The organism is Legionella genomosp. 1, assembly GCF_900640215.1.
Lineage (GTDB): Bacteria > Pseudomonadota > Gammaproteobacteria > Legionellales > Legionellaceae > Legionella_C > Legionella_C quinlivanii_A.
Genome location: NZ_CAAAJH010000022.1, coordinates 1 through 22,500 on the forward strand (window position 1 = coordinate 1; position 22,500 = coordinate 22,500).

Here is a 22,500-nt window from a genome sequence, read left to right on the forward strand (position 1 = left end):
GAGCGTAATGAGTGACCTGCAACAGCAATATCACTCATTTATTGAATCTGGCGCTTTGAGTTGTTCAAAATAATGACAGGATCACTCAGCGCGTAGGCGGGAATCTATTTCTCAAGGTAATTCCTTGTTTGCAAGATGGATTTCCGCCTACGCGGAAACGACACTATTTAAAGTCATTTTGACCTGATAAGGAACGTACTTTTTGAATGAAAAATGAGGGGATTCCTCAGTTCGCGGGGTAAGACAGTTTAATATACATTTCAGCTTCTTAATGGCAGGGAGTGTTGGGGAGAGGGTATAACACGAATGAATGTTTAGAAAGGCTGCAAGCCTAACATTTTCAGCCAATTCTCTTTAAATCGTCTACTATTAACAATGGATAGTCACGACGAGAATAATAATGAAACTCATTCCAATCTGTCTTTGTTTATCCTTAAATTGCCTGGTGATAGCTGCTTATGCCGCTGATGACGATTTTGATATGGATATTTGTATTCAGGAAACGGTGCGAGACTGTCAGGAGTCGGTGTGCATCCAGGGCAGCAATTCTGACTGTCTCGAACAGTGTCAAAAAGAAGCGGAAGAAAAATGTGCCGAGCTGTCTAAGCAATCGCTTTAATAAAAAAGCCCCTGAAGCGGGGCTTTTGAGAACTTGCGGCTATTAACTGGTATATCCGGGGGCAGTTCTTGGACCACCGACTTCGATTACTGGTCTGGTGGTAGGTCTTCTGTCAGATGGTTGTGAATGAACTGAACCATGTGAAGACTCGCCATTGTAGCCGTAACGCTGCTGACTGCTCTGTGTGTTACCAGCATCTTTCTTAGCGCCAAAACCGGGCATTTTGCTGTGCGAGTGTCCGAAGCCTTCTTCTACATCCGGTTCTTCTTTGGTTGAGCATCCAGAGGTCAAGGCGCGTCCAATTGCTGCAATCCCATCAACTACCAGCACAGGGAGGCTAATCATGATGTTAAAGGCTGTATAAGCGAGGGCTCCAGCAGTAACCACTCCCAAGAGCATGGCAACGTTTGCATAGCGTAGTGTCTCTGCAAAAGCTGATGCAGCGACAGCGAAGGGCGACAACGCTAATTGCAACGGTCGGGCGACAAAAATTGAAAGCAGTTTGTTACCGAACCCTTCAGGAAGAGGACCAAAAACCGCTCTGCCGAAAGCCTGCGCGGTATGTTTAACGCGGGTAAATCCTGTGGAGGATAGATATTCATTACGAATGTCTTCATCAATAAGGCGGTTAATCTCTTCTTCTGTGATTTCGGGGGCTGGTCTTCCATAGGCTTGAGCCATCATGGTTTCGAACGCCCTTTCCTCCATAGCTTTCCTCATTTTTTCACCAAATACTTGTTGGCGAAGCTGTTCTCTCGTCATCGCACGTACTTGTTCAACGGTGATATCAGGAAGTGCGGTGCGCTCCACGCGAATGCCTCGTGCTTCCATTTCATCCCATTCGGCTTTTTGCATAGCGATAAGTTCGACTGTCAGGAGCATTGTGCTGCGCACTTTTTCCAAGTATTGAGTTTCAGCAGCTACGAAGTTCACCGGATCATTTCGATAATCCTCAGCGACTTTGTCCAATTTTCTGGAAGTAACAAGGTTGGCAAAGCCAGCAGCTGCCGAACGCATCAGAGAAGTCAAGCCATGAACCATACCGAATGGAATCAGATACAGAAGGCTGGTGAGCAGAGCGACTACTGCTATTGCTCCATCCACGGCAATGGCGAAGCCCTTTAAGGGTTGCGGATAGCGATATTTGGCATTAAAAATGTACTTGAATGCGTTAAGAAAATATTTTATGGACGATGCAAATCCGCTAATCGGATCTTTGGCCATCTCATTAATAAGATTGGTATTATTTTCAAAAGCTTTCAGAAGTTGAAAGGGAACCTGAATCTCAAGGCCGGTATAGTCAAAATAGGGGCGTAAGGCGTTGTCATGTTGAAGTCTGTCGGGGTGAAGAGTAAGCGCTAATTTCTTGTATAAGTCTTTTCTTGCTTTTGTTTTTGCGTTATCAAAATCCTCTGCCAATGCTTTTTTACGCAGAAAGTTATCGCCATGAATTTCCGCAAATTCCTTTCTGGTTTCCTCTTCAATCGCTTGAAAAGCACCGTCAAAAATGTTGTTAATGTTATCAAGAATAGCCTTTTGAGTACTCTGAACTCTATGATCGGGTATCTTCATCCCTTCAGTATAATTTCCGGGAAGCGTTACTGTCTCTTGCAGCATCTGCGAAAGATTTGCTTTGGCTTGCTTAGCTATTTGTTCAACTGACATACCAACTCCTAAGGTAAAAAATCTGAAAAAATTATAAACTGTCTTGCTTAAGGTTTTATTAATAAGCGCATACTGGTGGGTAAAATTTTATCACACTGTGGTTCAAATTAACAATATATTTCATCAATGCAAGCTGCTTGGTCTTATAGACAGAAAAAATCAGCACCGAAGAAAATGATTTTTTGGTACAATCATTCGGAATTAACTAACTAAAGAAAAATGCTATGCCTTCTTTTGATATTGTCTCCGAAATCAACCTGGTGGAGCTGCGTCACGCAGTCGACAATGCCATCAGAGAAATGGGAACACGCTTTGATTTTCGCGGCGTTGAATCCAGCATCGAACTGAAAGAGCTAACCGTTACCCTAAAATCAGAGTCTGATTTTCAGGTTAGGCAACTTGAAGATTTATTCCGTAATCACTGCACCAAACGTAATGTGAGCTTGGTCGGTGTGGAAATCGAAGATAAACCCATTCATACCGGAAAAACCTATTCTCTGAATATGAAATTCAAGCAGGGAATTGATCAACCCGCAGCCAAGGAACTCATTAGCCTTATCAAGGACGCCAAGCTTAAAGTGCAGACGTCTATTCAGGGTGATAAAGTACGGGTTAACGGCAAAAAACGCGATGATTTGCAGGAAGTCATTGCTTTATTGAAAAAGGAAAAAGTGCCTGTGGAATTACAGTTTGAAAACTTTCGCGATTAAGTTCCGAAGGTCAGCTTCCCACGCTCAACTCCACCACGGCCTACGTTCCGCGCTTTATGCGCGGAATCCAGCTCCGCTCCAATTACCCAGGATGCTGTGACTTTAGCTTTTATCATTATTATCGCGAACTCACTAATATTGGTCTATTATAAAACATATAGGTAATGACTTATCCTGGCTGAACCAAAATCAAGTGTAGGATAGGGAGATTGCAGTTGAAATGTGGTGTGCTCCTGGGGCAGCAGGTTGCCTAAAGCATTTCATAGATCGCCATAATAATGTTTTAGTTGCGGCTCAGAGACTCAGGAGAGCCATTGCCTGTATCACTAATTGGATAGTGTATTGTAAGCAAAGCTCAAGCTTCTGAATATTTCGATTATTTTCGTTTATAAAGATAAAAACTCATTGAATAGGCATTTTTCTCATCCTGCACATGCTCCGCAATTTTATCACAAATCCATTCATCCTGATTAATCGCTGGAAAAAACACATCCGCATCAAAGCGATGATGAATCTGCGTCAGATAAATCTGCTGTGCCTGCGGCAGGATTTGCTGATAAATACTGGCGCCACCGATGATCATTACTTCCGGTGCCCCTTGAGAGAGTTCCAGAGCCTCTTCCAGAGAGTGTGCCACCTCAATCTCGGCCACGCTGACAGACGAACGGCTAACCACAATGTTTTGACGGCCTGGAAGCGCTTTTCCGATGGAGGCGAAGGTTTTTCGTCCCATGATAATCGGTTTACCTAAAGTCATTTGCTTGAAAAATTTCAGATCAGCCGGTAGATGGCAGAGCAGCTGATTATTCTTACCCAGTCCCTGGGCTTCGTCAACGGCTGCAATTAAGCTAATTAGTGTCATAGTTTGCTCTTTGTTGGGCCATAGCCAATGCGGTTTTTACGGCGGCAAGCAGACTACCACAAGCCGCTTTGCCAGTGCCCGCCAATTCCAGCGCCGTTCCATGATCTACCGAGGTGCGAATGATCGGCAAACCCAGGCTAATATTCACAGCATCACCAAAGCCTGCGTATTTCAGCACCGGTAAGCCCTGATCATGATACATGGCGACAAAGGCATCGACCTTGTGATGAGGAGTGAACATTGTGTCTGCCGGAAAGGGGCCGTGAACCTCAATACCTTCGGCCTGTAATTGCCGCAGTGCGGGGATGATTACATCGATTTCTTCGCGGCCCAGATAGCCGCTTTCACCGGCATGGGGATTTAAACCTGCCACTGCAATCTGCGGATTTTTAATCCCGAAATCAGTCTGCAGTGATTGATGCAATTGGCGAATCACCGATTGTAAAAGCGGTCCATCAATCGCGTCAGCAACTGCACGCAGTGGTAAATGCGTAGTAACCAAGGCAACACGCATCGCTTCACAAGCCAACATCATAACCACGGTATCCGCTTTACAGCGCTCGGCTAAAAACTCGGTATGCCCTGTAAATGGAATACCGGCCTGATTAATAATGGCTTTATGCACTGGGGCGGTCACTAAGGCTGCGAACTCACCGGCGAGACAGGCATCAATTCCTTGCGAGAGCATCTGGATAACCATTGGCGCGTTTTGCGGGTTAAGCTCACCAGGCTTTACTTTCTTTGCACAAGAAAACGGCAACACCTGGAGACTGCCTCGGCGAGGCGCGAATGAAGCACTGCCTTGAAAAACTTCCAATTCCACCGAAAGATTTAACTGGCGGGCGCGCTCGGCTAAAACATTGGGATCGCCCGCTATTACCACCGGATATTCTTCCTCTGCTAAAGCGAGGCAAATATCCGGGCCGATTCCGGCTGGTTCACCACTGCTGAGCAGCAGAGGCCTCATGCCAATTCCTTATCCATAATTTTGATGTAGGCATCGGTACGTAAATGCTGCTGCCAGTTCTGCACGGCTTCAGTAAATTTCTTCTGCTGCAGGAATTGACGAACCTGTTGCCTTTGATACGAGGCGGAATCATCCACTTTTTTCCGCTCCAGCACCTCAATTAAATGCCAGCCAAAGACTGATTTTACCGGTTTGCTGACCTTATGCAGCGGCAAGCCGTCCATTGCCTTTTCAAATTCAGGAACTAACTCTCCTGGGGTAACCCAACCCAAATCACCGCCTTTAACCGCACTGGCGGCATCCAGTGAATATTGTTTAGCCAGCAGGGAAAAGTCTTTGCCGGATTTGATTTGCTGATAGAGGTTATTGGCTTGTCGGCTTGCTTCAGCAGGAGTCAGACTGGAGTCGGATTTAAGCAGAATATGACGTACGTGGGTTTTTACCACTTCATGCTTACCATTATCTCCGCCAATGGCAGTGAGCTTGATTAACTGATAACCATTTCCGGTGCGAATCGGGCCGGCAATCTGGCCTGCTTTCATTTTGGTTACTTCGCTGACAAATACATCTGGTAATTCCGCTAAATGACGCTCACCCAGATCACCGCCCTCCAATGCAAATTCCCCACTGGATTCGGCGATGGCAATCTGGCTGAAGTCAGCGCCCTGGCGAAGTTTTTTCAGAAGATCGCTGGCTTTTTTCTCAGCACTTTTTAATTGATCGGTGGTGGGTTCCTCAGGCAAGGGAATAACAATATTTTGCAGATGATATGTCAGTTGGCTTTTATCCTGCTGATAAGAGGTTTTCAGGAAATCCTCTACCTGCTGATTGGTGATGTTGAGATCCCGGCCAACCGCTTTTTGCTGTAGTCTGCCCAAAAGAATCTCCTTGCGAATATTTTCGCGATAGTTATTCCAGCTTAAGCCCTGATTTTCTACGGCCTCACGCAAGTCGGTCAGTGAAATATGATTGGTTTCGGCAATCTTGGAAATCGCCTCATTCAACTCGGAATTATCAATGCTGATATCATTTTGCTTGGCTAGCTGCAGCTGTAAATCCACATCAATCAGATGCTGCAAAACCTGTTTACGCAATACCTTATCGGAAGGAACCTGCATATTTTTGGCTTCGTACTGCTTCTTTAGAATACTGACCTGCTGATTTAATTCACTGGAAGTAATGACACCATCGTTAACAACGGCGACCACTCTATCCAATGGCTCAGCAAACAGTGTGGGTGCATAAAAGGATATCAGCAGACTCAATACTGCGAAACGTTTAAACATGCCTGGTTTCCTCATTTTATTTTTTCTGCGATTTTGGGTTATTTTTAAACAAAACACAAGTCGTAATCAATATTATACAAATCAATTAGTACCGATGAAAACTGTCTCGATAACCCGGAATATAAGTATGAATAATGGTCGCAGGATCACTATTCCCCACTGAACCCAGGCCTTTTAGCAAGAGTTGCAGATACACATTATCATTATACTGGGGCCGCGCAGCCTGGCTTAAACTCTTGAAAGCACGTCCTCCTACCAGCCTGACTGCCCAGCAGCAATTGTCATATTGAATGCCCATAAAAGTCATCATGTCATAGCGTTTGCTGATATTGTAACTGAAAGCACCTAATGTACTCCATGCGTCATTAATTGGCCAGGCAAACGAGGCCGAAGCCTGGTGCAGCGCATTTTTCTGCAGAGGTATTTCAGAAAGCTCCACTATATCGCCATTAACCAGATAGGTATATCCCAGCGCTATAATTTTATTGACTTCGGGTTGGTAATGAAAATTAATATTGCCGTTATCCGTTGAGCGAGTATGCGGATCCCAGACATAGTCACCGGTAACTACCCAGGAGGGATTCAGGCGATACAAGGCTCGAGAGGCAATAGGCGAATAATCTGTTGTGGGCGAGAGATAACCCAGAGTGTAAGGTACATCTTTGCAATAGCCGGTGGGCGACTGACAAAGCTGGACGCGGCGATTGGCAAAATAACGGCTTTGCCCAATAGTAAAACTGGCTTTTTCAGCACCTGTTTCATCTGAGAGAAAACGCGAGGTCACCGCATAGGATAATTGATTGGTATCGCCGATGCGATCATAACCGGAAAAGCGATTAGTCCTGAACAATTGATCCGCATTGAAAATGGTATAAGCCGAATCATAGACCGGTATTTCAGTTTGATTATGAAAAGGGACATAGAGATAAAACAGACGCGGCTCCAGCGTTTGATTAAACGCCTGGCCGAACAGACTGCTTGAGCGATCAAAATAAAGACCGCTGTCCAGGTAATAACGGGGGGTCGTATTGTTAAAATCCCGATTGATGTCGCTGTAATAACGCCGTACATCATAGTAATTTTCCACCAGCTCGATATTAGGAGTGATATAGCCCCAGGGTCGAAGTTGTGGAAAAGATAATATCGGATTGAAGTAATAGCGTGGTCCCTCTGGCTGATAATACAAACTGTTCGGCCAGTCAAAATTATCGAATTGACCGTGCAGACTCAAATTGCCGTTAAAGGGTAAATCCTCATAGACGCCATGAGCCATCAATTGCGGTAAACGCTGATAAATATCAGCAATTCTCGATTCATTAATCGGTTGCAGAGTCTGATAGCTTTGCAGCAAACCGCGAAACAGCCAGTGTTCCGTTGTATAATCCAGTTCGCCTTCGCGTAACAGCTGCCGCTCAGTCAGTACAGCAAGATTACTGCTGAAATCCTGGAGATAATAATCATCCGAGACCTGCTGATAATTAATTCTCAGGTTGAGATTTGGATTAATTCGCGTCAAATCAAAGAATTGCACCGACCAGCGATCTTTTGACAAACCGCGCAGTTCGGGAAAATCCAGTTGATTGTCATGCAAAAAATCAGCATAGGCGCGGTCGTGCGGTAAAAAACGGCCATTGATGTTTCCACTGGAGTTTTCAGTAAGATAACGGAATTGCCCGCCCATCATTAATCCGCGCCGGGTATACAGATGAGGGATAATAGTGGCGTCATAATTGGGGGCCATATTCCAGTAATAAGGCAGTGAGAAATCAAAGCCGCCCACATTGGAGTAGCCCTTGGTAGGGATTAAAAAACCTGATTTTCTGTCTTTAGAAGTGGGAAAACTTAAATAAGGAGTATACAGAACAGGCACACGCCGGATTAAAAGCTGGGCATTACGAGCTACCCCCATTTTCTCAGAGTCATCCAGGGTGATTTTTTCAGCGCGTATTTCCCAGGCTCTATCCTGAGGTGCACAGGTGCTGTAAGTCGCCTTATTTAGATAATAATCCTTATTGGCAAAGCGCTCAATGAGGCTGGCTCGTCCCCATGCCGGCAGGATAGAACCTTGTTTCCGCGTGTTAAAACGGTAAATAACATCTTCTGCCTTACCTGACTTGTCCTGCATATTAATGGTAACTTTGCGGGCGACCATCAATCGGCCTGGCTCGAGATAGCGGACATTGCCTAATAATTCAACATGGGTAATTTCATTGGTTTTGTCATCTCGATACACATAAGCCGTTTGGGCGTTAACAATGCGCTCATTCTGCTGAACGGTCACATCTCCCGATAAGGTAGAACGACCCTCGCGGTAAAAGGATACATTATCCGCCTGCAGGCGAATTTCATCCTCGTCCAATGGCGGAATGCTCATCTCAGTATAGTTGCCGCGACAAACCGGAACTGCTGCATTGGGTTGCCAATTAAGGCAGCGCGCAAATAAGGCGCGATTATAGTCGTTATCTTCCATATTGGGTTTGATAACACAGGCTTGCACAGGCTCAATGATGGCAGTTTCCGCATTGACGCTTCGGAAATAAAACAGGCCGGCAGAAACCGCAGCCAATAGACTACCTGCGCAAAACGCGCGGGAAATCGTTTTGCTGTTCATTGATAGGATCTTCTGATAAAACCTGATTTTCACCGTCACCAAAATACCTTATGATCCACGAGCACAAAGTGCACAACATTTTAATGATTGCTGATGCTTCAGCAGTCTATGAACAAGGTTTTGGAGTATAGCATGCAAGAACGGGAAAACGCACTGCACAATTGGTTAAAACCCTGGGTAGGCGGAGAGTATCAAATCAAACCTTTGACTGGCGATGCCAGTTTCAGGCGTTATTTCCGAATTGAATATGCCAATTTCAAAGGGATCATTATGGATGCTCCCCCAGAAAGGGAAAAAATCAATTCCTTTCTGGCTATTGCCGAGTTATTGAACCGTCATGGTTTGCGCTCTCCCAGAATATTCAGGGCCGATGAGACGCTGGGCTTTATTGTACTTGAAGATTTTGGCGACCAGTTGCTTCTGGCACATTTGCAGGCAGACACTGTGGATGAATGGTATGCGGTGGCGATTGATAATATATTGCGCTTACAGCAATGTGCCGTAGGCAACTTACCGGTATTTAATACTGGCTTCATGCTTCAGGAGTTGTCTCTTTTTAATGAATGGTTTGTTGATGCCTATTTGAAACTGAAGCTTGACGAGTCGGAACAACATTTGTTGGCGAATACCTTTGACTGGCTGGTTGAGCAGTTGTCAGCTCAGCCGCAGACCATGATTCATCGTGATTTTCATTCACGCAACCTGATGATTCTGAGTGACAGGCCAAAAGAATTGGGCCTGATCGATTTTCAGGATGCCATGAAAGGCCCTTGCACCTATGATTTGGTTTCCTTATTAAAAGATTGTTATATTCAATGGCCCAGGGAGCGGGTTCATGAATGGGTCAAATGTTTCTATGAGCGGTCCACGCTGACGGAAGAGATGAGTCTCAAAGAGTTTCAGCGTGCATTTGATTTATGTGGTTTGCAAAGGCATTTGAAAGTGCTTGGTGTTTTCTCCAGGCTTTATTTGCGCGATAATAAACCGGGTTACTTAAAAGATTTGCCATTAACTCTCCATTATGTACTTGATTGTCTTGAGAGTTATGAGGAATTGAAACCATTCTACCAATTTATTCAACGAAGGATCCATTTGCCATGAAAACTGCGATGATTTTGGCGGCAGGAAGAGGAGAGCGACTAAAACCCCTTACCAAAACCTGCCCCAAAGCAATGTGCCGTGTTCAGGGCATGCCTTTAATCGAGTACCATGTCAACAATCTGGCCTCTGCGGGTTTTAAGAAAATTATTGTCAATCACGCCTATCTTGGAAGTCAGATCCGACATCACCTGCAGGATGGCAGCCGTTGGGGGGTGGATATCCATTATTCACCTGAGCCACCAGGGGGGTTGGAGACAGGCGGAGGTATTATCAATGCATTGCCTTTATTGGGTAATACGCCATTTCTTACTGTAAACGCCGATATTTTTACCGATTTTGATTTTTCAAATATCCAGTTGCCGAAAGGATCGCTTGCGCATCTGGTTCTGGTCGATAATCCCGCTCATAACAGCAGGGGCGATTTCGGCTTGAATGAATATCAGAAAGTTAGTAATGAGGATAAAAAATACACCTATTCGGGAATTGCCTGTTACCATCCACAGTTTTTCGACCGCTATGAGCCTGGGCGTTTTTCAGTAACCCCTCTTTGGCGAGAGACTGCTGTGAAAGGCTTAATCAGCGGTGAGCATTATGCCGGCAGCTGGATAGATATAGGCTCTCTCGAACGCTGGCAGTTTGCTAATCAGATCCCTTCAAGAAAAATCCCCTCTCAGAATATGGAAGAGGGCTGAGATCACTGTCACTAAGTTAAGGAATAATGTCCTTCCAGCGAGGCATTGTTGCGTATGAAGATAGGAGCACAAAAAAGTGTCTTTGCGAGCGTTAGCGAAGCAATCCAGCTCCTTGCTTTGCTCAAGTTCCGATCTGGATTGCTTCACTTTGTTCGCAAAGACGACAAACGTTGCTTAGTTCTACTCCCTCACAACTGACACTACCCCCCCATACCAGAGCCTGAGGTAGGTGCTTCCGGTTCCGGCTCTTGTCTTTGCTGAGCTTGTGCGGCTTGCTGGGCTTCGGCGCGTTTTTCCGGGTACCGATGCTGCGATACATTGATATCAACACCTTTTGTGGAAAGAGTTTTTTGAAAGCCCTGTTCCCTATCATTGATCATTTGTCCCAGTTTAACCGGATCCGCTTTGACTGGATTTCCTGCGGAGTCCTTTTTAATTTGTCCACTCTGATCACATTCATAAATCATACTTCCCTTGCTCACCATATTCCTTTCAGCTAGCCAGGCATTAAGGGCTTTGTCCAGTGCATCCAGTAAAGGCTCTCCTTTTTGGATAATATCTCCGTTCACTGAAAAACCACGCAATATTTTAGTTTGATCATTAAGCGCATAATCCAGTTTGATGCTGCCCTTGGCTAAGCCCTTTATCGCTTCAATTGCTGCTTCAGCGAGATTATGCTGCAGATTTTGAAAGTCTGAGCGTACAGGCCCGTCACCGGATTGCGGCGAAGGTCTTTCTCTTTGCATTTCCACATTCTGACGATATTCTTCAAGCGACCTAAGCATGGTTTGTGCATCATCCAGTTTACCCACGGCAATCATTTTTTTAGTGGCTTGATCTACCAGATATCTTGCCGCTTCGGGCGTTGAGGCTACCTCGCCGGCTTGCTTGATTGCTTTAAAATAGGGCATATTCTCGGCAACTGTACTGCCTCGTTTGGTAGTTTTCAGCATGTCATTTAACTCACAGATAGAATGAATTCGTAACTGCTTGCCAGCCTTTTCTTTTTGGCTGGCAAGCAGTTAGATTTGTCAAAAAATATAACAAAGTATAGCAAAAGAGTAACAGAGTAGCTTGATTAAAATAAGTTCCTCGATTGTTAAAGAATAGTAAATCAATCAAAAGGTGTCGCTATTTTATCTGTCACTGACGAGTAAGTTTTGTTTTTCATGGAGTCAAACGTAAACTCATCTACCTGAATGGCGTCCCAGCGTGCTTTTTCTACTTTCATCAAAGTATCCATTTCTTCCTGGGTAAGCTCTCCTTTTGCAACCCGGGTCTCGAGAATGTCATGCAGTTTGTCAAACTCATAACGCTTCAAGCCGCCCACTTTCTGATACAAGCCGGCATTCTGGATTAGTAGTTGCAGGGTTTCTTCCATCCGATCAACGGGCTGACTGCTATCACCACTCAAAAATACCCAGTGCTTGATAGTGTCGCGGTATTGGTTATTGCCCATCATTGAGCGGGCCAGCTTCTTGTCTAGCCGATCACAGGGATAACGCATGCTCTGCCCAAGAGGAAAGAGTAAAAATTGCACTAAACCGCCGATAATACGTGAAGGAAAATTCTGGCAGAAGTTAATCATTGCCTGTTGCGCATGATAAAAACAGTAAGAGGTTGCCCAAAGCGCATGCAGTTGCTGATCCGCATTGCCCTTGTCATTTTGATAAAGCCTTAACGCTGCCATTGCCAGATACAAATATGACATGGCATCTGCCAAACGTGCCGACAGACGTTCTTTACGTTTTAACTCACCACCCAGATAAATCAGGGAGAGATCAGCGAGCCAGGCAAAGGCATGGCTTAACCTGGCTAACTTTCGATATTGTTTTTTCAGGCCATTATCTGGAGCGGCGATGAAAATACCACCGGTCCAGCCCGAACAAATACTTTTCGCAAAATTCTGCAGAAAATAATGAATATGCTGCCAAAGCAGATTACCAAACTCTTTTTTGTCTTCTTTGGCAATTGCATAAAACTCGTTTCGTACGAAGGGGTGGCAAGCCATCGAACCCTGGCCAAAGATCAGCAGGTTTCTGGACATAATGTTAGCCCCTTCAACAGTCAGTGAAATGGGAAGACTGACATAGAAGCTGGTTAAGTAGTTTCGTGGTCCAACGACTACCGCACGGCCAGCATGCACATCCATTGCATTGTTTATTACTTTACGTGCCAGCTCGGTATTAAAGTACTTGGTTAAGGCCGAGGCAACAGAAGGTTTCATATGCTGATTCACGGCCGCGACTGTTAACAAACGCGTGGCGTTAACCAGATAACTCAGGCCGGCAATTTCAGCCAGTTTCTCTTCAATCCCTTCAAATTGTCCAATCTCCACACTGAATTGCCGACGGATGCGCGCAAAAGCCCCGCTAACCAGATAACAAACGGAGGAGGAAGCTGCAGCCAGCGCCGGCAGGGAAATTGAACGTCCAATCGATAGACATTCCACCAGCATTTGCCAGCCATGACCAGCATTTTTCTGGCCGCCAATAATGGTATCAATAGGCACAAAGATATCTTTTCCACGAATGGTGCCGTTCATAAAGGGTTGATCTGCCGGTAAGTGGCGATTGCCAATTTCCAGATTTTCGGTATTTCTGGGGATTAATACGCAGGTAATCCCTTCTTCTCCGACCCCGTTTAACAGGCCTTGCGGGTCTTTGAGGTTAACTGCCAAACCGATTAAAGTGGCAACCGGAGACAGGGTGATCCAGCGTTTGTTCAGATTAATGGTTAAACCAAGAACATTCTGGCCATTGATTTGTTTCTGAGTGACAATTGCTTCTGATTGAATGGAGGTAGCGTCACTTCCCGCACCAGGCTCAGTCAGCGCAAAGCAGGGGATATCAATCCCTTTTGCCAGATTTGGGAGATATTTTGCTTTTTGCTCATCCGTGCCGTAATAATGCAAAAGCTCGCCTGGGCCAAGAGAATTGGGAACCATCACTGTAACCGCCGCTACTCCAGAGCGGCTGGCAATTTTCATAACGATATCGGAATGAGCCCGTGCAGAAAATCCTTTACCACCGTACTCTTTGGCAATAACGAGGCCCAGAAAGCCTTTTTCCTTGATAAAATTCCATACGGTTTCTGGTAAATCCCTTTCCTGTCCGATGCTCCACTCATCCAGCATATTGCAGAGCGCTTGTGTTTCGTTGTCCAGAAAAGATTGTTCTTCAGGAGTCAGCTCTGAAGAAATAGCGGATAATTTTTCCCAGTCAGGTGAGCCTGTAAATATATCCTGTTCAATCCAGGTATCGCCGGTATTGAGTGCTTCTTCTTCAGTTTTCGACAGCTTTGGAATTGATTTGACCGAGCGCTTATAGATAAAGTCAACAAAGGCGGCTCTCACCGGCTCAACATGTAATAGAATGACCGTCACAAGAATAGCCAGCCAAATTAAAATTCCTGGCAGCCAGTGCATGCCGATAAAAAAAGTAGCCAGAATCAGATACACTGCCGAGCCAATCTCCCATACAATTGCGGGCAAACCGCGATACAAGATGATCAGAGTAAACACGAGATAGATGAGAAACAGAATTGTAGCCATGTTTATTCCTTTAATATTATTATGAGTTGCAAATGAGCAATTAAGCATTTGATTTTGTAGTATATACTCGTTACAGTTAATTTTGCGAGAGTCGCTTGCTAAAGATTTATTAGGTGAAGGAAAACGAAGGTATGCCAAAAACCCGCCTGGTCTGGAATTTTGAGGTTGACCCTGAAGATTTAATCGATTTCACTGCTTTTCCTCAGGAGGAGTCCGATTCGCTGCGCTGGGAAATTCGCTATTTCTGGCCCGCCGACAGCCATATCACCTTACATGGACTAGGGGAGGAGTTTCTCGATCTGTCCCGTTATCAAATCAAGCAGCGAGTCGATGTGTACCATCTTATCGGTGAAGGATACTACAATATTAAAGATCGGCGCGATCAACTGTTATACAAACCCCTGCTTGAAGAAAAAGGGGGATGCCAGGGCTTCGGGCATAAAACCAACCTCCTGGAGCAGGCGCCAGAAGACCTGTTGTCTGGAGAACCGGCACTGACTGTAAGGGAAATGCTCGCTAAAGTTCAGCAGGAAAGCCGTATGATTCGAGTTGACAAGGTCGCTCTGAAGTATAAATTCCCCCTCAATCCGACAATAAAGCTTGAGCTGGCAAGGTTGAGTATTGCGGATCAGCGATTTTTTAGTGTCTGTATTGAGGGACGTTCTCAGCTTTTGGTTTCTCGCCTGAGTCAGTTATTGATGAGGCAGAATATTTCCTGCGATTATGTGCGTTTTTTAAAGCAGACTCATTTTCATGAATAATACTTTGCTTAACTTGGTCGCAAGCTTTGGAAAAATCGGCATAGTTTCTCTGGGCGGCGGCAATTCCATGCTTAAACTGATTGAAGTTGAGGTGGTTAATCATCGTCATTGGGTTGGCCAGGAAGAGTTTATCGCGATGGTGGGCTCGAGTTTTCTATTCCCAGGTTTAACGGCAGTAAAACTTTCCGCATTAATAGGATACAAGCTTGCCGGATACATCGGCTTGCTTCTGGCGGTCCTTGCCCTGAATTTACCAGGCTTGGTTCTTGCTGTAGTGGGTTATCAGTTCCTGAACAATCACAACTCTCCCTTCGCTCAGAAAATAATGATCGCCGTGCAGTATGGGGCTCTGGCTTTATTAGCTGCCGCGTCGTATTCAGTGGCGCAAGGGGTTATTCAAAGCTATTATTCGCTGCCTGTTGTAATCGCCTGTATCTTATTTTTCTTAGCTTTGGTATATCTACAACTATCCCCATTCTGGGGCTTTATTGCCTATATTGGCATCTGCTTCTTTTTGGTCCATACCTGATAATGAATAATTTAAATATCCAGCAGGAGCGATCTTGAGTAAGAATTTAGATAATCCGGAATTTTATATTAATCGCGAATTTACTGCCCTTGCTTTTAATGAACGGGTATTGCAATTGGCTAAGGATGAGCGAATCCCCTTGTTGGAGCGGATGCGTTTTCTCTGTATTTGCTGTGGTAACCTGGATGAGTTTTTTGAGATTCGAGTCGCGGGCCTTAAAGAAAAAATAGCCATAGCATCTCCAAAATTAAATATTGACGGCTTGCGCGCCGAGGAAGTGTTTAGCCAGATCAGTAAGAAGGCACATATTCTAAGCGATGAGCTTTATAATATTTTCAACAGGCAATTACTGCCCGAGATGCGTAAAGAGCATATCCATTTTTTAAATGTCGAAGAATGGACGGATGACATTCATTTATGGGCCAAACATTATTTTAAAAATGAAATATTGCCTATCGTAAGCCCAATTGCCCTGGATTTGGCACACCCGTTTCCAAGATTATTTAATAAAAGTCTTAATTTTATCATTTCCCTTCGTGGAAAGGACGCTTTTGATCGAAACATTGACTATGCGGTTGTCCATGCCCCGCGCTCGCTGCCGAGAATGATCCATCTGCCTTCCGAGTTATGTACTGATGGCGGCAGTTACTTTGTTTATCTTTCATCAATTATTCAAACGCATATCAGCAGCTTGTTTCCGGGCATGGAAATCAATGGCTGTTACCCGTTTCGCCTGACCAGAAACAGCGATCTGTTTTTGCGCGAGGAGGAAATTGAAGATTTGGCTGTGGCCGTACAAAGGGAACTATTTTCAAGACATTATGGGCATGTTGTGCGTTTGGAAGTGGATAAAAAATGCCCTGAACATATTGTCGATTTTCTATTGCAGAAACATCACCTTCACCATGAGGATACGTATTACTGCGATGGGCCTGTCAATTTACAGCGCTTTTACAATGCTATTAATCGTATAGACCGGCCTGACTTGAACTATCCGCCTCTCAATGTGCAATATCCTGATTTTATCCATCAACGCCGAAATTTGTTCAATGTGTTAGACGAGCAAGATGTGTTCCTGCATCATCCCTACCAAAGTTATGAGGTGATCATTGACTTTGTCCGACAGGCTGCTGCTGATCCTAATGTTCTGGCTATCAAGCAGACCTTATACCGAACGCATTCTGAGTCAGTAATGGTTCGCGCTCTTGTTGAAGCCGCCCGTTCTGGAAAAGAGGTGACGGCGGTAGTGGAGCTGCGCGCCCGTTTTGACGAAGAGTCTAACCTGAGATTAGCTAATCGCTTGCATGAAGCGGGTGTGCTGGTCTTGTATGGCGTAATGGGCTATAAAACCCATGCCAAGATGACTCTGGTGGTGCGAAGAACCCACGGTAAACTCAAACGCTATGTCCATTTGGGAACAGGCAATTATCACGAACAAACTGCCAGGCGATATACCGATTTTGGCTTATTAACAGCCGATGCAGCGATTACTGCGGACACACAAATTATTTTTCAGCAATTAACCGGTCTTGGCAAAACGGTTAAGTTAAAGGCATTATGCCATTCTCCGTTTACTCTGCAGAAAAATCTCATGGCACATATTGATGCCTGTGCGGAAGCGGCGAAAGAAGGAAAAAATGCCGAAATTAACATTAAAATTAACGGATTGACCGATAAGGCCATGATTCAGGCTCTGTATGCTGCATCAAAGGCGGGTGTAAAAATCAACTTGATTGTTCGCAGCATGTGTTGTTTAAAACCGGGTATACCTGAAATTTCAGAAAATATTCGAGTTATCTCAGTTTTGGGACGTTTTCTTGAACATCATCGAATCTATTGCTTCCGCATTGAAGATAGTGAATATTATTACTGTTCAAGCGCCGATTTAATGGAGCGAAATCTGTACAATCGTATTGAGATTTTGTTCCCTATTCAGGATGAATCCATTCGTAAGCGAATCAAGCAGGAAATTTTCAAAAACTACCTGAAAGATAATATGTATGCCTGGGAAATGCAGGCTGACGGCACTTATAAGCCCATGCGTAATGGTTCTCACTCCGCCCAGGAAAAATTACTGCAGCTTTACTCAAAAACCGCCAATGCGGATTTTTAGCGAGAGCGTTCAGCAGCCGTCATCTCGAACGCAGTGAGAGATCTCCCAAATGACATGGCATGACAGTTTGATGAACACTCTCTTTTTAGCTGCTAATAAGCAGGGTCTTGCTGGCTTTGCCGGCGTCCTCCCTTGCCAGACGAGGTACCAGATATCCGGGAAGCAAGGTTTGCAGATCTCGAAAAATTTGCAATGCCTTTTCCTGCGGCAGATCGAAATGCGCGGCTCCTGCTACTTTATCGAGTATGTGCAGGTAATAAGGCAATATGCCACAACTAAATAAGCGCTGACTCAACTCGGCTAAGGTTTTTGCATCGGCATTAACCTTTTTTAATAAAACCGACTGATTGAGCAGATGACAACCCGATGTCTGCAGCAGCCGGCAGGCTGATTCAACCGCTTCATCCAGCTCCTGTGCATGGTTGCAATGAACCACTATCACCTTTTGCAACCGCAATGAGCTTAAGATGGATAAAAACTCCTCATCAATCCTTTCCGGCAATACAATAGGAATTCGGGTATGAAAGCGTACAGTGGTGACGTGTTTGATTTCATCCAGTTGCTTAAGCACTGAACTCAAAACGGTATTGGAGGCCAGCAAGGGATCGCCGCCACTTAGAATAACTTCCGAAACGCTGTAGTTTCCTTTTATATATTCAATGACCTGCTGCCAGCCTTCGCGGCCAGGATTATTTTTCTGGTAGGGAAAATGCCTTCTAAAGCAGTAACGGCAATTGACCGCACAAGTGCCGGTTAAGGTTAGCAGAACTCTCCCGGTATATTTATGCAATAATCCGGTGAGCGGATTGCTGCTGTTTTCCTGCAAAGGGTCGTTCTGATAGCCATCGACCTCAAGCAGTTCTTCTTCACTGGCCAGAACTTGCAGCAAAAGAGGATCCTCAGGGTCATGCTTTTTCATGCGCTCCGCAAAACCGCGTGGTACTCGGGTTTTGAAGAGCTTTTCAGCTGCCGTACTGCCTTGAACAGCTGATAAGCCCAGAAACTGCAACAACTCACTGGATGAGGCAAATCCCTGCGCTAAAATTTTTTGCCAACTCACAAAGGCATCTCGCATTAATGATTCAAAATTGATAAACTGCGCGAACTCTAACGAAAATGCAATAAAATCTCAACTGTGGAGTCCGAATGGCTATTTATAGCACCAATGAATTTAAAAATGGATTGAAAGTGATGGTTGATAGTGCGCCTTGCAGCATTGTTGACTGTGAATTTGTTAAACCCGGAAAAGGCCAGGCGTTTACCCGAGTAAAAATTCGGAATTTAAAAACAGGTCGAGTGGTTGAACGCACTTACAAATCGGGTGAAACCCTGCCATCTGCCGATGTGACAGATGTTGAAATGCAATATTTATATAACGATGGTGAACTATGGCATTTCATGGTTCCTGATACGTTCGAGCAGTATGCAATCGGAGAAGAGCCGCTGGAAGAAGCCAAACAATGGCTTAAAGAGCAGGATATTTGCATTGTCACCTTATGGAATAACGAACCCATTCAGGTGACGCCTCCCAATTTTGTCGTCCTGACCATCACTGAAACCGATCCGGGTGTCCGTGGCGATACCTCTGGCGGTGGCGGCAAACCGGCCATTCTCGAAACGGGAGCGGTGGTACGTGTTCCCTTATTTATACAAACGGGTGAGCTGATTAAAGTGGATACCCGCAAAGGCGAATACGTTTCCCGCGCTAAAGAATAATATTCCTGCATTTTACAGCTCGAGAGAAAAGAGTCTTCTCGGGCTATTTCTCTTTAAAATCCTCTCTCCCTCAGGGAGAGAGTTAGAGAGAGGGCTTAAAAATCATCCCTCGGCCTCTCCCAGCTTGGGATAGAGGATTCTTCTTAAGTTTTCGTCTATGCGCGCCGGCGGGAAATCCATTCATATTTCACATATTTCGCCAGGATGGCACTGTTCTATCCCCGAATTGTATTAATCATCCCGCAGACAAAATTAAAGAAAAATCACTTGCTGCATAAAGCCATCATTTTGACTTAATATTTGTCATGAGGTAAAATATTTGCTCTATTTAGCAAGCAAGTGAAAAATATGAAGTATATCAAGACAGCAGAATGGAGCAATGCAGTTAAACTGTATAGGCCGAGAACCTATCAGCAAGCAGCAGATAAATTTAAAGTCATGCTTGAGCAACTCAATTCTGTAAAGAATAGACAGTCGGGACTTAATAAAAGGGTGCCGGATGGCTGGTATGAAGATTATTTAGCGGTAAGTGAATATTTACTGACTTCTTATTTTAATCTATACGAAAAAGCAAGTTTTGTTAGTGAAGAATATGATCCCATTTTGAGTTTAATACAGCCCATTTCCAGCATGCTTCTAAAGGCGGCCAAACGATTTGGTGAAAAAAACCAAAAGCAGGCAGATATCGCCAGAATTATAACGCTTAGCGCTTCTTTTTGTGAAAGAACCAGTGGTAAAGCCTCTGAGAGTTGTGGAGAAGCGGAAGATGCAGCGGATAAGACCATTCTCCTGGATAACGCGCTGAAGTGGGTGGATTATTCCATAGCTCTATTGGATGAGCATGGGTTGAAGATAGGTTTTAATGCCTTCCTGTTGAAGCTTGAAATTCTAGGGGATCGCTATGAGCTTTCAAAAGAAAGGCAAAATCTTTTGGGCATGCTTGAACTGATTGGAGTACATAAGCTTCTTACAAAATCCAGCCTTACTCCCGAAGAACGACTGTGTTTTTTTGCGGTAAGTCTGTGCGCGACCAAAGAATACCCGGAAGATAGACTAAGCCGTACAATTGTGAAAGCAGCAATGAAATTCGCAAGTTCCGCTTCTTTCCCTGGTAAGGCAGATGATGAAGATGAAGCAGAAAGTTTAAAAGGTTGGCTGAATATTTTTGAAAGCAGACTTGCAGATAATCTGGAAAAATTTTCGGATGAAACCACTCAAACCTTCCCTGTAAGCGTTGCTGCGGAAGAGGAAGAGGAAATTGAGCTGGTCATTGAGCCGCGCCGATTCATTAGTAGTAGACGTTTGGAAAAAATGCCAATTGAAGAAGAGACTCCAGAAGATCAATTTGATTTTGATCAAGTTCATTTCGATTCTGATACTGACGAAGAAGAGGATAGTGTTCCCGTTTTTGAAACATCGAGAAGCAGTAAATCACTTACATCTTTTGAAGAGGTCGAAGAGGTGATTGTTATAGTGGATGACGAAGAAGAAATAACCCTGACTGTAAATACGGATACAGGCAGGAAAAAAAGAAAAGCGGCTTCAATAGCCGAAGACGTAAGCACTTATGCTGAGGCTGGAAGTTCGCCTGCCAATAAGAGAAGCAGAGAGGTTGAAGTTGTCGAAGTGTGCCTTGAAACACCTGATACAGATTCAGTTATTGAAGAAGAAGTGATTCTTTTTACCGATAGTATCTCACTTATGCAAGCACAGGAGAAGCAATCTGCCTCTTCTTCAAGCAGCGCTCCAGGATTTTTTACCAGGAAGACTCCCAGCCCCGTTCCTGTTTCAGCTCCGGGCGCTGAAATCCAAAAACCTGATATGCAGCAAGTGGGGCAGGCATTTATGAAGGTTTTAAACAGTTTTACTGCAAAAGCTAAAACGTCATCCTTCAAGCCTATTGTTTTATCATTTATGGCGGATTTCATGCTAGAGCCCAGGCAGACCAATCAACCTGCTATCGCTGTATATCTATACCGACAGGTTCTGGCGATACATCCAAAGAATGATAAAATTATTAATGCGATGCTCAGGTTGAGCGCGATGCACTCTAAGCTGCATAAAAATAAAAAGGATTATGAATGTGAGGGCGAGGATATTTTTACCCATACCCTGATTACATTTATTGCCAGACTCAACAAGTTATATGCAAATAAGCCGGAAGCTTTTAAGGCTCAAATTGAGAAATTGTTAGAGTATTTAAAAAACAAGCTAAAAGCATGGGAAAAGCTGATTTCCGAGGCCGAATTGGATGAGCAGCTTATTAAAAAATTTGAAGAAGAGCTTGGATTGCCATCTGCTGCGGATACGACCAGCAGTTCGCCTAAGCTTTAAAAACCCATCAAGCTCAGAGTAATCCCCGTTGCTAGCGGGGATTTTTTTATCCAATTCACGCCTATCCATAGTAAGCAGCATACTGTAACTGGCTTGAAAATAGAATATTTTAACACTTTGACTAAATTTAGTCCTCAAGGTATAATGCTTGGTCTTTTATTGTAATAAGTGTAAGAAATGAAGAAAGCTAAAACTAAACAGTCCAAAGAAACACTAGAAAATATAAAGAAAGTAGAGGATATATGTAAAGTAATAATGTCTGAGTGCGAAAGGATTGCTCATATTGAATATAATCCCCGCTCGTATGATGTGGCCTGGGAAGAATTGCAGGAACCTGTTAATAATTTAAAACAAGTCACTGACATCGTGTATACGTTGAACTCTGATGATCTGCAAAAGAAGGTCAATGAAACCTGGTTGACGCTAGCTGCACGGATGATCGACATCGCGGACTGGCATCTCTCTGTCGTAAAAGGCGACATACCTAGAGGAAAGACTGCAAAAAACGTCAACATGGACACTGTTTTCCTGTGGAGAAATAGAGGTTTTGATTATCTTGTCGATGCTTCTTTACATATTCCCTTTTACCATCACTTTCTCGATGTCAAGATAGCCTATCATCTTGCTGGCGATGAGACGAAAACAGACAGTCAATTCAGAAAAATAATTAGTATTTTAAAAAAACAGAATCTGTTGTCACTTGAGAAAGCGACTGCGTCATTGTATATGCCTTACTTGGTTGAACTTTTTGAAATTGCGCTCGATGTGAGCAGCGTAGCTAAACCTGGAACTGAGCGTGATGGTCTGATGAAAAGTATTAAGGCATTCGCTGATTCATCGATCCGTTACCCGAAAGGAACGACATCTAAAGAAAAGAAAATGCATGAGAGCAGATTTCAGGAGTTTCGCGAATTAGTTGCAAAGCCTGCATCTGGCAAGAATAAGAAGGCCTTGCAATTAGACTCATCTACCGAAAGTTTT

At 44.3% G+C, this 22,500-nt stretch carries 18 protein-coding genes (1 of these 18 only partly in view); 10 read left to right on the forward strand and 8 right to left on the reverse strand.

Annotated elements, in window-relative coordinates; genetic code table 11:
• The first annotated feature begins 400 nt into the window (after positions 1-400).
• Complete coding sequence (locus tag E1O89_RS14500) at positions 401-619, forward strand: hypothetical protein (RefSeq protein WP_133140784.1); 219 nt, start codon at positions 401-403, stop codon at positions 617-619.
• Positions 620-661: 42 nt separating this feature from the next.
• On the opposite strand, the gene E1O89_RS14505 is transcribed toward E1O89_RS14500, so the two are convergent.
• Positions 662-2,284 carry a hypothetical protein gene (locus E1O89_RS14505; protein WP_133140785.1) on the reverse strand — a complete coding sequence of 541 codons (1,623 nt, stop codon included), beginning with the start codon at positions 2,282-2,284 and terminating at the stop codon, positions 662-664.
• A gap of 224 nt (positions 2,285-2,508) precedes the next feature.
• Here E1O89_RS14505 and E1O89_RS14510 point away from each other — a divergent pair, with 224 nt between their 5' ends.
• A complete protein-coding gene (locus tag E1O89_RS14510) occupies positions 2,509-2,994 on the forward strand; it encodes a YajQ family cyclic di-GMP-binding protein (protein ID WP_112218988.1) in 486 nt (161 codons plus the stop codon).
• A 376-nt stretch (positions 2,995-3,370) separates the two neighbouring features.
• On the opposite strand, the gene E1O89_RS14515 is transcribed toward E1O89_RS14510, so the two are convergent.
• The 4 genes from E1O89_RS14515 to E1O89_RS14530 form a co-directional block, all read right to left on the reverse strand.
• On the reverse strand, positions 3,371-3,856 hold the full coding sequence (locus tag E1O89_RS14515; protein ID WP_133140786.1) for a dihydrofolate reductase: 486 nt from the start codon (positions 3,854-3,856) through the stop codon (positions 3,371-3,373).
• A complete protein-coding gene (gene pdxA / locus E1O89_RS14520) occupies positions 3,843-4,823 on the reverse strand; it encodes a 4-hydroxythreonine-4-phosphate dehydrogenase PdxA (protein WP_133140787.1) in 981 nt (326 codons plus the stop codon). The genes E1O89_RS14515 and pdxA overlap by 14 nt, the downstream gene beginning before the upstream one ends.
• Positions 4,820-6,109 (reverse strand): peptidylprolyl isomerase, encoded by a 1,290-nt coding sequence (locus E1O89_RS14525; protein ID WP_133140788.1) that lies wholly within the window; start codon positions 6,107-6,109, stop codon positions 4,820-4,822. Before E1O89_RS14525 ends, pdxA begins: the two co-directional genes overlap by 4 nt.
• 85 nt (positions 6,110-6,194) lie before the next feature.
• Positions 6,195-8,720 carry an LPS-assembly protein LptD gene (locus tag E1O89_RS14530; protein ID WP_133140789.1) on the reverse strand — a complete coding sequence of 842 codons (2,526 nt, stop codon included), beginning with the start codon at positions 8,718-8,720 and terminating at the stop codon, positions 6,195-6,197.
• Positions 8,721-8,852: 132 nt separating this feature from the next.
• Here E1O89_RS14530 and E1O89_RS14535 point away from each other — a divergent pair, with 132 nt between their 5' ends.
• Positions 8,853-9,821: an aminoglycoside phosphotransferase family protein gene (locus E1O89_RS14535; protein WP_133140790.1), complete on the forward strand. Its 969-nt coding sequence runs from the start codon at positions 8,853-8,855 to the stop codon at positions 9,819-9,821.
• Complete coding sequence (murU, locus tag E1O89_RS14540; protein WP_133140791.1) at positions 9,818-10,513, forward strand: N-acetylmuramate alpha-1-phosphate uridylyltransferase MurU; 696 nt, start codon at positions 9,818-9,820, stop codon at positions 10,511-10,513. Before E1O89_RS14535 ends, murU begins: the two co-directional genes overlap by 4 nt.
• 200 nt (positions 10,514-10,713) lie before the next feature.
• Here the strand turns inward: murU and E1O89_RS14545 are convergent, their stop codons facing one another.
• Together E1O89_RS14545 and E1O89_RS14550 are read right to left on the reverse strand one after the other, a co-directional pair.
• Complete coding sequence (locus E1O89_RS14545) at positions 10,714-11,466, reverse strand: hypothetical protein (protein WP_133140792.1); 753 nt, start codon at positions 11,464-11,466, stop codon at positions 10,714-10,716.
• 161 nt (positions 11,467-11,627) lie between these two features.
• Positions 11,628-14,066 carry an acyl-CoA dehydrogenase gene (locus E1O89_RS14550; RefSeq protein ID WP_133140793.1) on the reverse strand — a complete coding sequence of 813 codons (2,439 nt, stop codon included), beginning with the start codon at positions 14,064-14,066 and terminating at the stop codon, positions 11,628-11,630.
• 131 nt (positions 14,067-14,197) lie between these two features.
• On the opposite strand from E1O89_RS14550, the gene E1O89_RS14555 reads away from it, so the two are divergent.
• From E1O89_RS14555 to ppk1, 3 genes are read left to right on the forward strand one after another with little or no spacing between them, the layout of a single operon-like run.
• Positions 14,198-14,827 (forward strand): hypothetical protein, encoded by a 630-nt coding sequence (locus tag E1O89_RS14555; RefSeq protein WP_133140794.1) that lies wholly within the window; start codon positions 14,198-14,200, stop codon positions 14,825-14,827.
• Positions 14,820-15,356: a chromate transporter gene (locus E1O89_RS14560; RefSeq protein ID WP_112218997.1), complete on the forward strand. Its 537-nt coding sequence runs from the start codon at positions 14,820-14,822 to the stop codon at positions 15,354-15,356. Before E1O89_RS14555 ends, E1O89_RS14560 begins: the two co-directional genes overlap by 8 nt.
• 34 nt (positions 15,357-15,390) lie before the next feature.
• Complete coding sequence (ppk1, locus tag E1O89_RS14565) at positions 15,391-17,469, forward strand: polyphosphate kinase 1 (protein ID WP_133140795.1); 2,079 nt, start codon at positions 15,391-15,393, stop codon at positions 17,467-17,469.
• An 85-nt stretch (positions 17,470-17,554) separates the two neighbouring features.
• Here the strand turns inward: ppk1 and epmB are convergent, their stop codons facing one another.
• Positions 17,555-18,562, reverse strand: a complete 1,008-nt coding sequence (epmB, locus tag E1O89_RS14570; RefSeq protein WP_262337540.1) for an EF-P beta-lysylation protein EpmB — start codon at positions 18,560-18,562, stop codon at positions 17,555-17,557.
• A gap of 53 nt (positions 18,563-18,615) precedes the next feature.
• Between epmB and efp the strand changes: the two genes are divergently transcribed.
• From efp to E1O89_RS14585, 3 genes are all read left to right on the forward strand, one after another.
• Positions 18,616-19,185 (forward strand): elongation factor P, encoded by a 570-nt coding sequence (gene efp, locus E1O89_RS14575; protein ID WP_058506305.1) that lies wholly within the window; start codon positions 18,616-18,618, stop codon positions 19,183-19,185.
• A 348-nt stretch (positions 19,186-19,533) separates the two neighbouring features.
• Complete coding sequence (locus E1O89_RS14580) at positions 19,534-21,519, forward strand: hypothetical protein (RefSeq protein ID WP_133140797.1); 1,986 nt, start codon at positions 19,534-19,536, stop codon at positions 21,517-21,519.
• A gap of 177 nt (positions 21,520-21,696) precedes the next feature.
• Positions 21,697-22,500, forward strand: partial view of a hypothetical protein gene (locus tag E1O89_RS14585; RefSeq protein ID WP_133140798.1) — the 5' end (the start) only. It continues 894 nt past the right edge of the window; only the first 804 of its 1,698 coding nucleotides appear in the window; the start codon lies at positions 21,697-21,699; its stop codon lies off the right edge, out of view.

Bases quoted from the DNA above. Each gene is read 5' to 3' on its own strand.
- E1O89_RS14560 (WP_112218997.1), top strand. From the start codon at position 14,820: ATGAATAATACTTTGCTTAACTTGGTCGCAAGCTTTGGAAAAATCGGC.
- E1O89_RS14515 (WP_133140786.1), bottom strand. From the start codon at position 3,856: ATGACACTAATTAGCTTAATTGCAGCCGTTGACGAAGCCCAGGGACTG.
- E1O89_RS14530 (WP_133140789.1), bottom strand. From the start codon at position 8,720: ATGAACAGCAAAACGATTTCCCGCGCGTTTTGCGCAGGTAGTCTATTG.
- E1O89_RS14505 (WP_133140785.1), bottom strand. From the start codon at position 2,284: ATGTCAGTTGAACAAATAGCTAAGCAAGCCAAAGCAAATCTTTCGCAG.
- E1O89_RS14525 (WP_133140788.1), bottom strand. From the start codon at position 6,109: ATGTTTAAACGTTTCGCAGTATTGAGTCTGCTGATATCCTTTTATGCA.
- E1O89_RS14535 (WP_133140790.1), top strand. From the start codon at position 8,853: ATGCAAGAACGGGAAAACGCACTGCACAATTGGTTAAAACCCTGGGTA.
- murU (WP_133140791.1), top strand. From the start codon at position 9,818: ATGAAAACTGCGATGATTTTGGCGGCAGGAAGAGGAGAGCGACTAAAA.
- efp (WP_058506305.1), top strand. From the start codon at position 18,616: ATGGCTATTTATAGCACCAATGAATTTAAAAATGGATTGAAAGTGATG.
- pdxA (WP_133140787.1), bottom strand. From the start codon at position 4,823: ATGAGGCCTCTGCTGCTCAGCAGTGGTGAACCAGCCGGAATCGGCCCG.
- E1O89_RS14580 (WP_133140797.1), top strand. From the start codon at position 19,534: ATGAAGTATATCAAGACAGCAGAATGGAGCAATGCAGTTAAACTGTAT.
- E1O89_RS14550 (WP_133140793.1), bottom strand. From the start codon at position 14,066: ATGGCTACAATTCTGTTTCTCATCTATCTCGTGTTTACTCTGATCATC.
- E1O89_RS14500 (WP_133140784.1), top strand. From the start codon at position 401: ATGAAACTCATTCCAATCTGTCTTTGTTTATCCTTAAATTGCCTGGTG.
- E1O89_RS14545 (WP_133140792.1), bottom strand. From the start codon at position 11,466: ATGCTGAAAACTACCAAACGAGGCAGTACAGTTGCCGAGAATATGCCC.
- E1O89_RS14510 (WP_112218988.1), top strand. From the start codon at position 2,509: ATGCCTTCTTTTGATATTGTCTCCGAAATCAACCTGGTGGAGCTGCGT.
- E1O89_RS14555 (WP_133140794.1), top strand. From the start codon at position 14,198: ATGCCAAAAACCCGCCTGGTCTGGAATTTTGAGGTTGACCCTGAAGAT.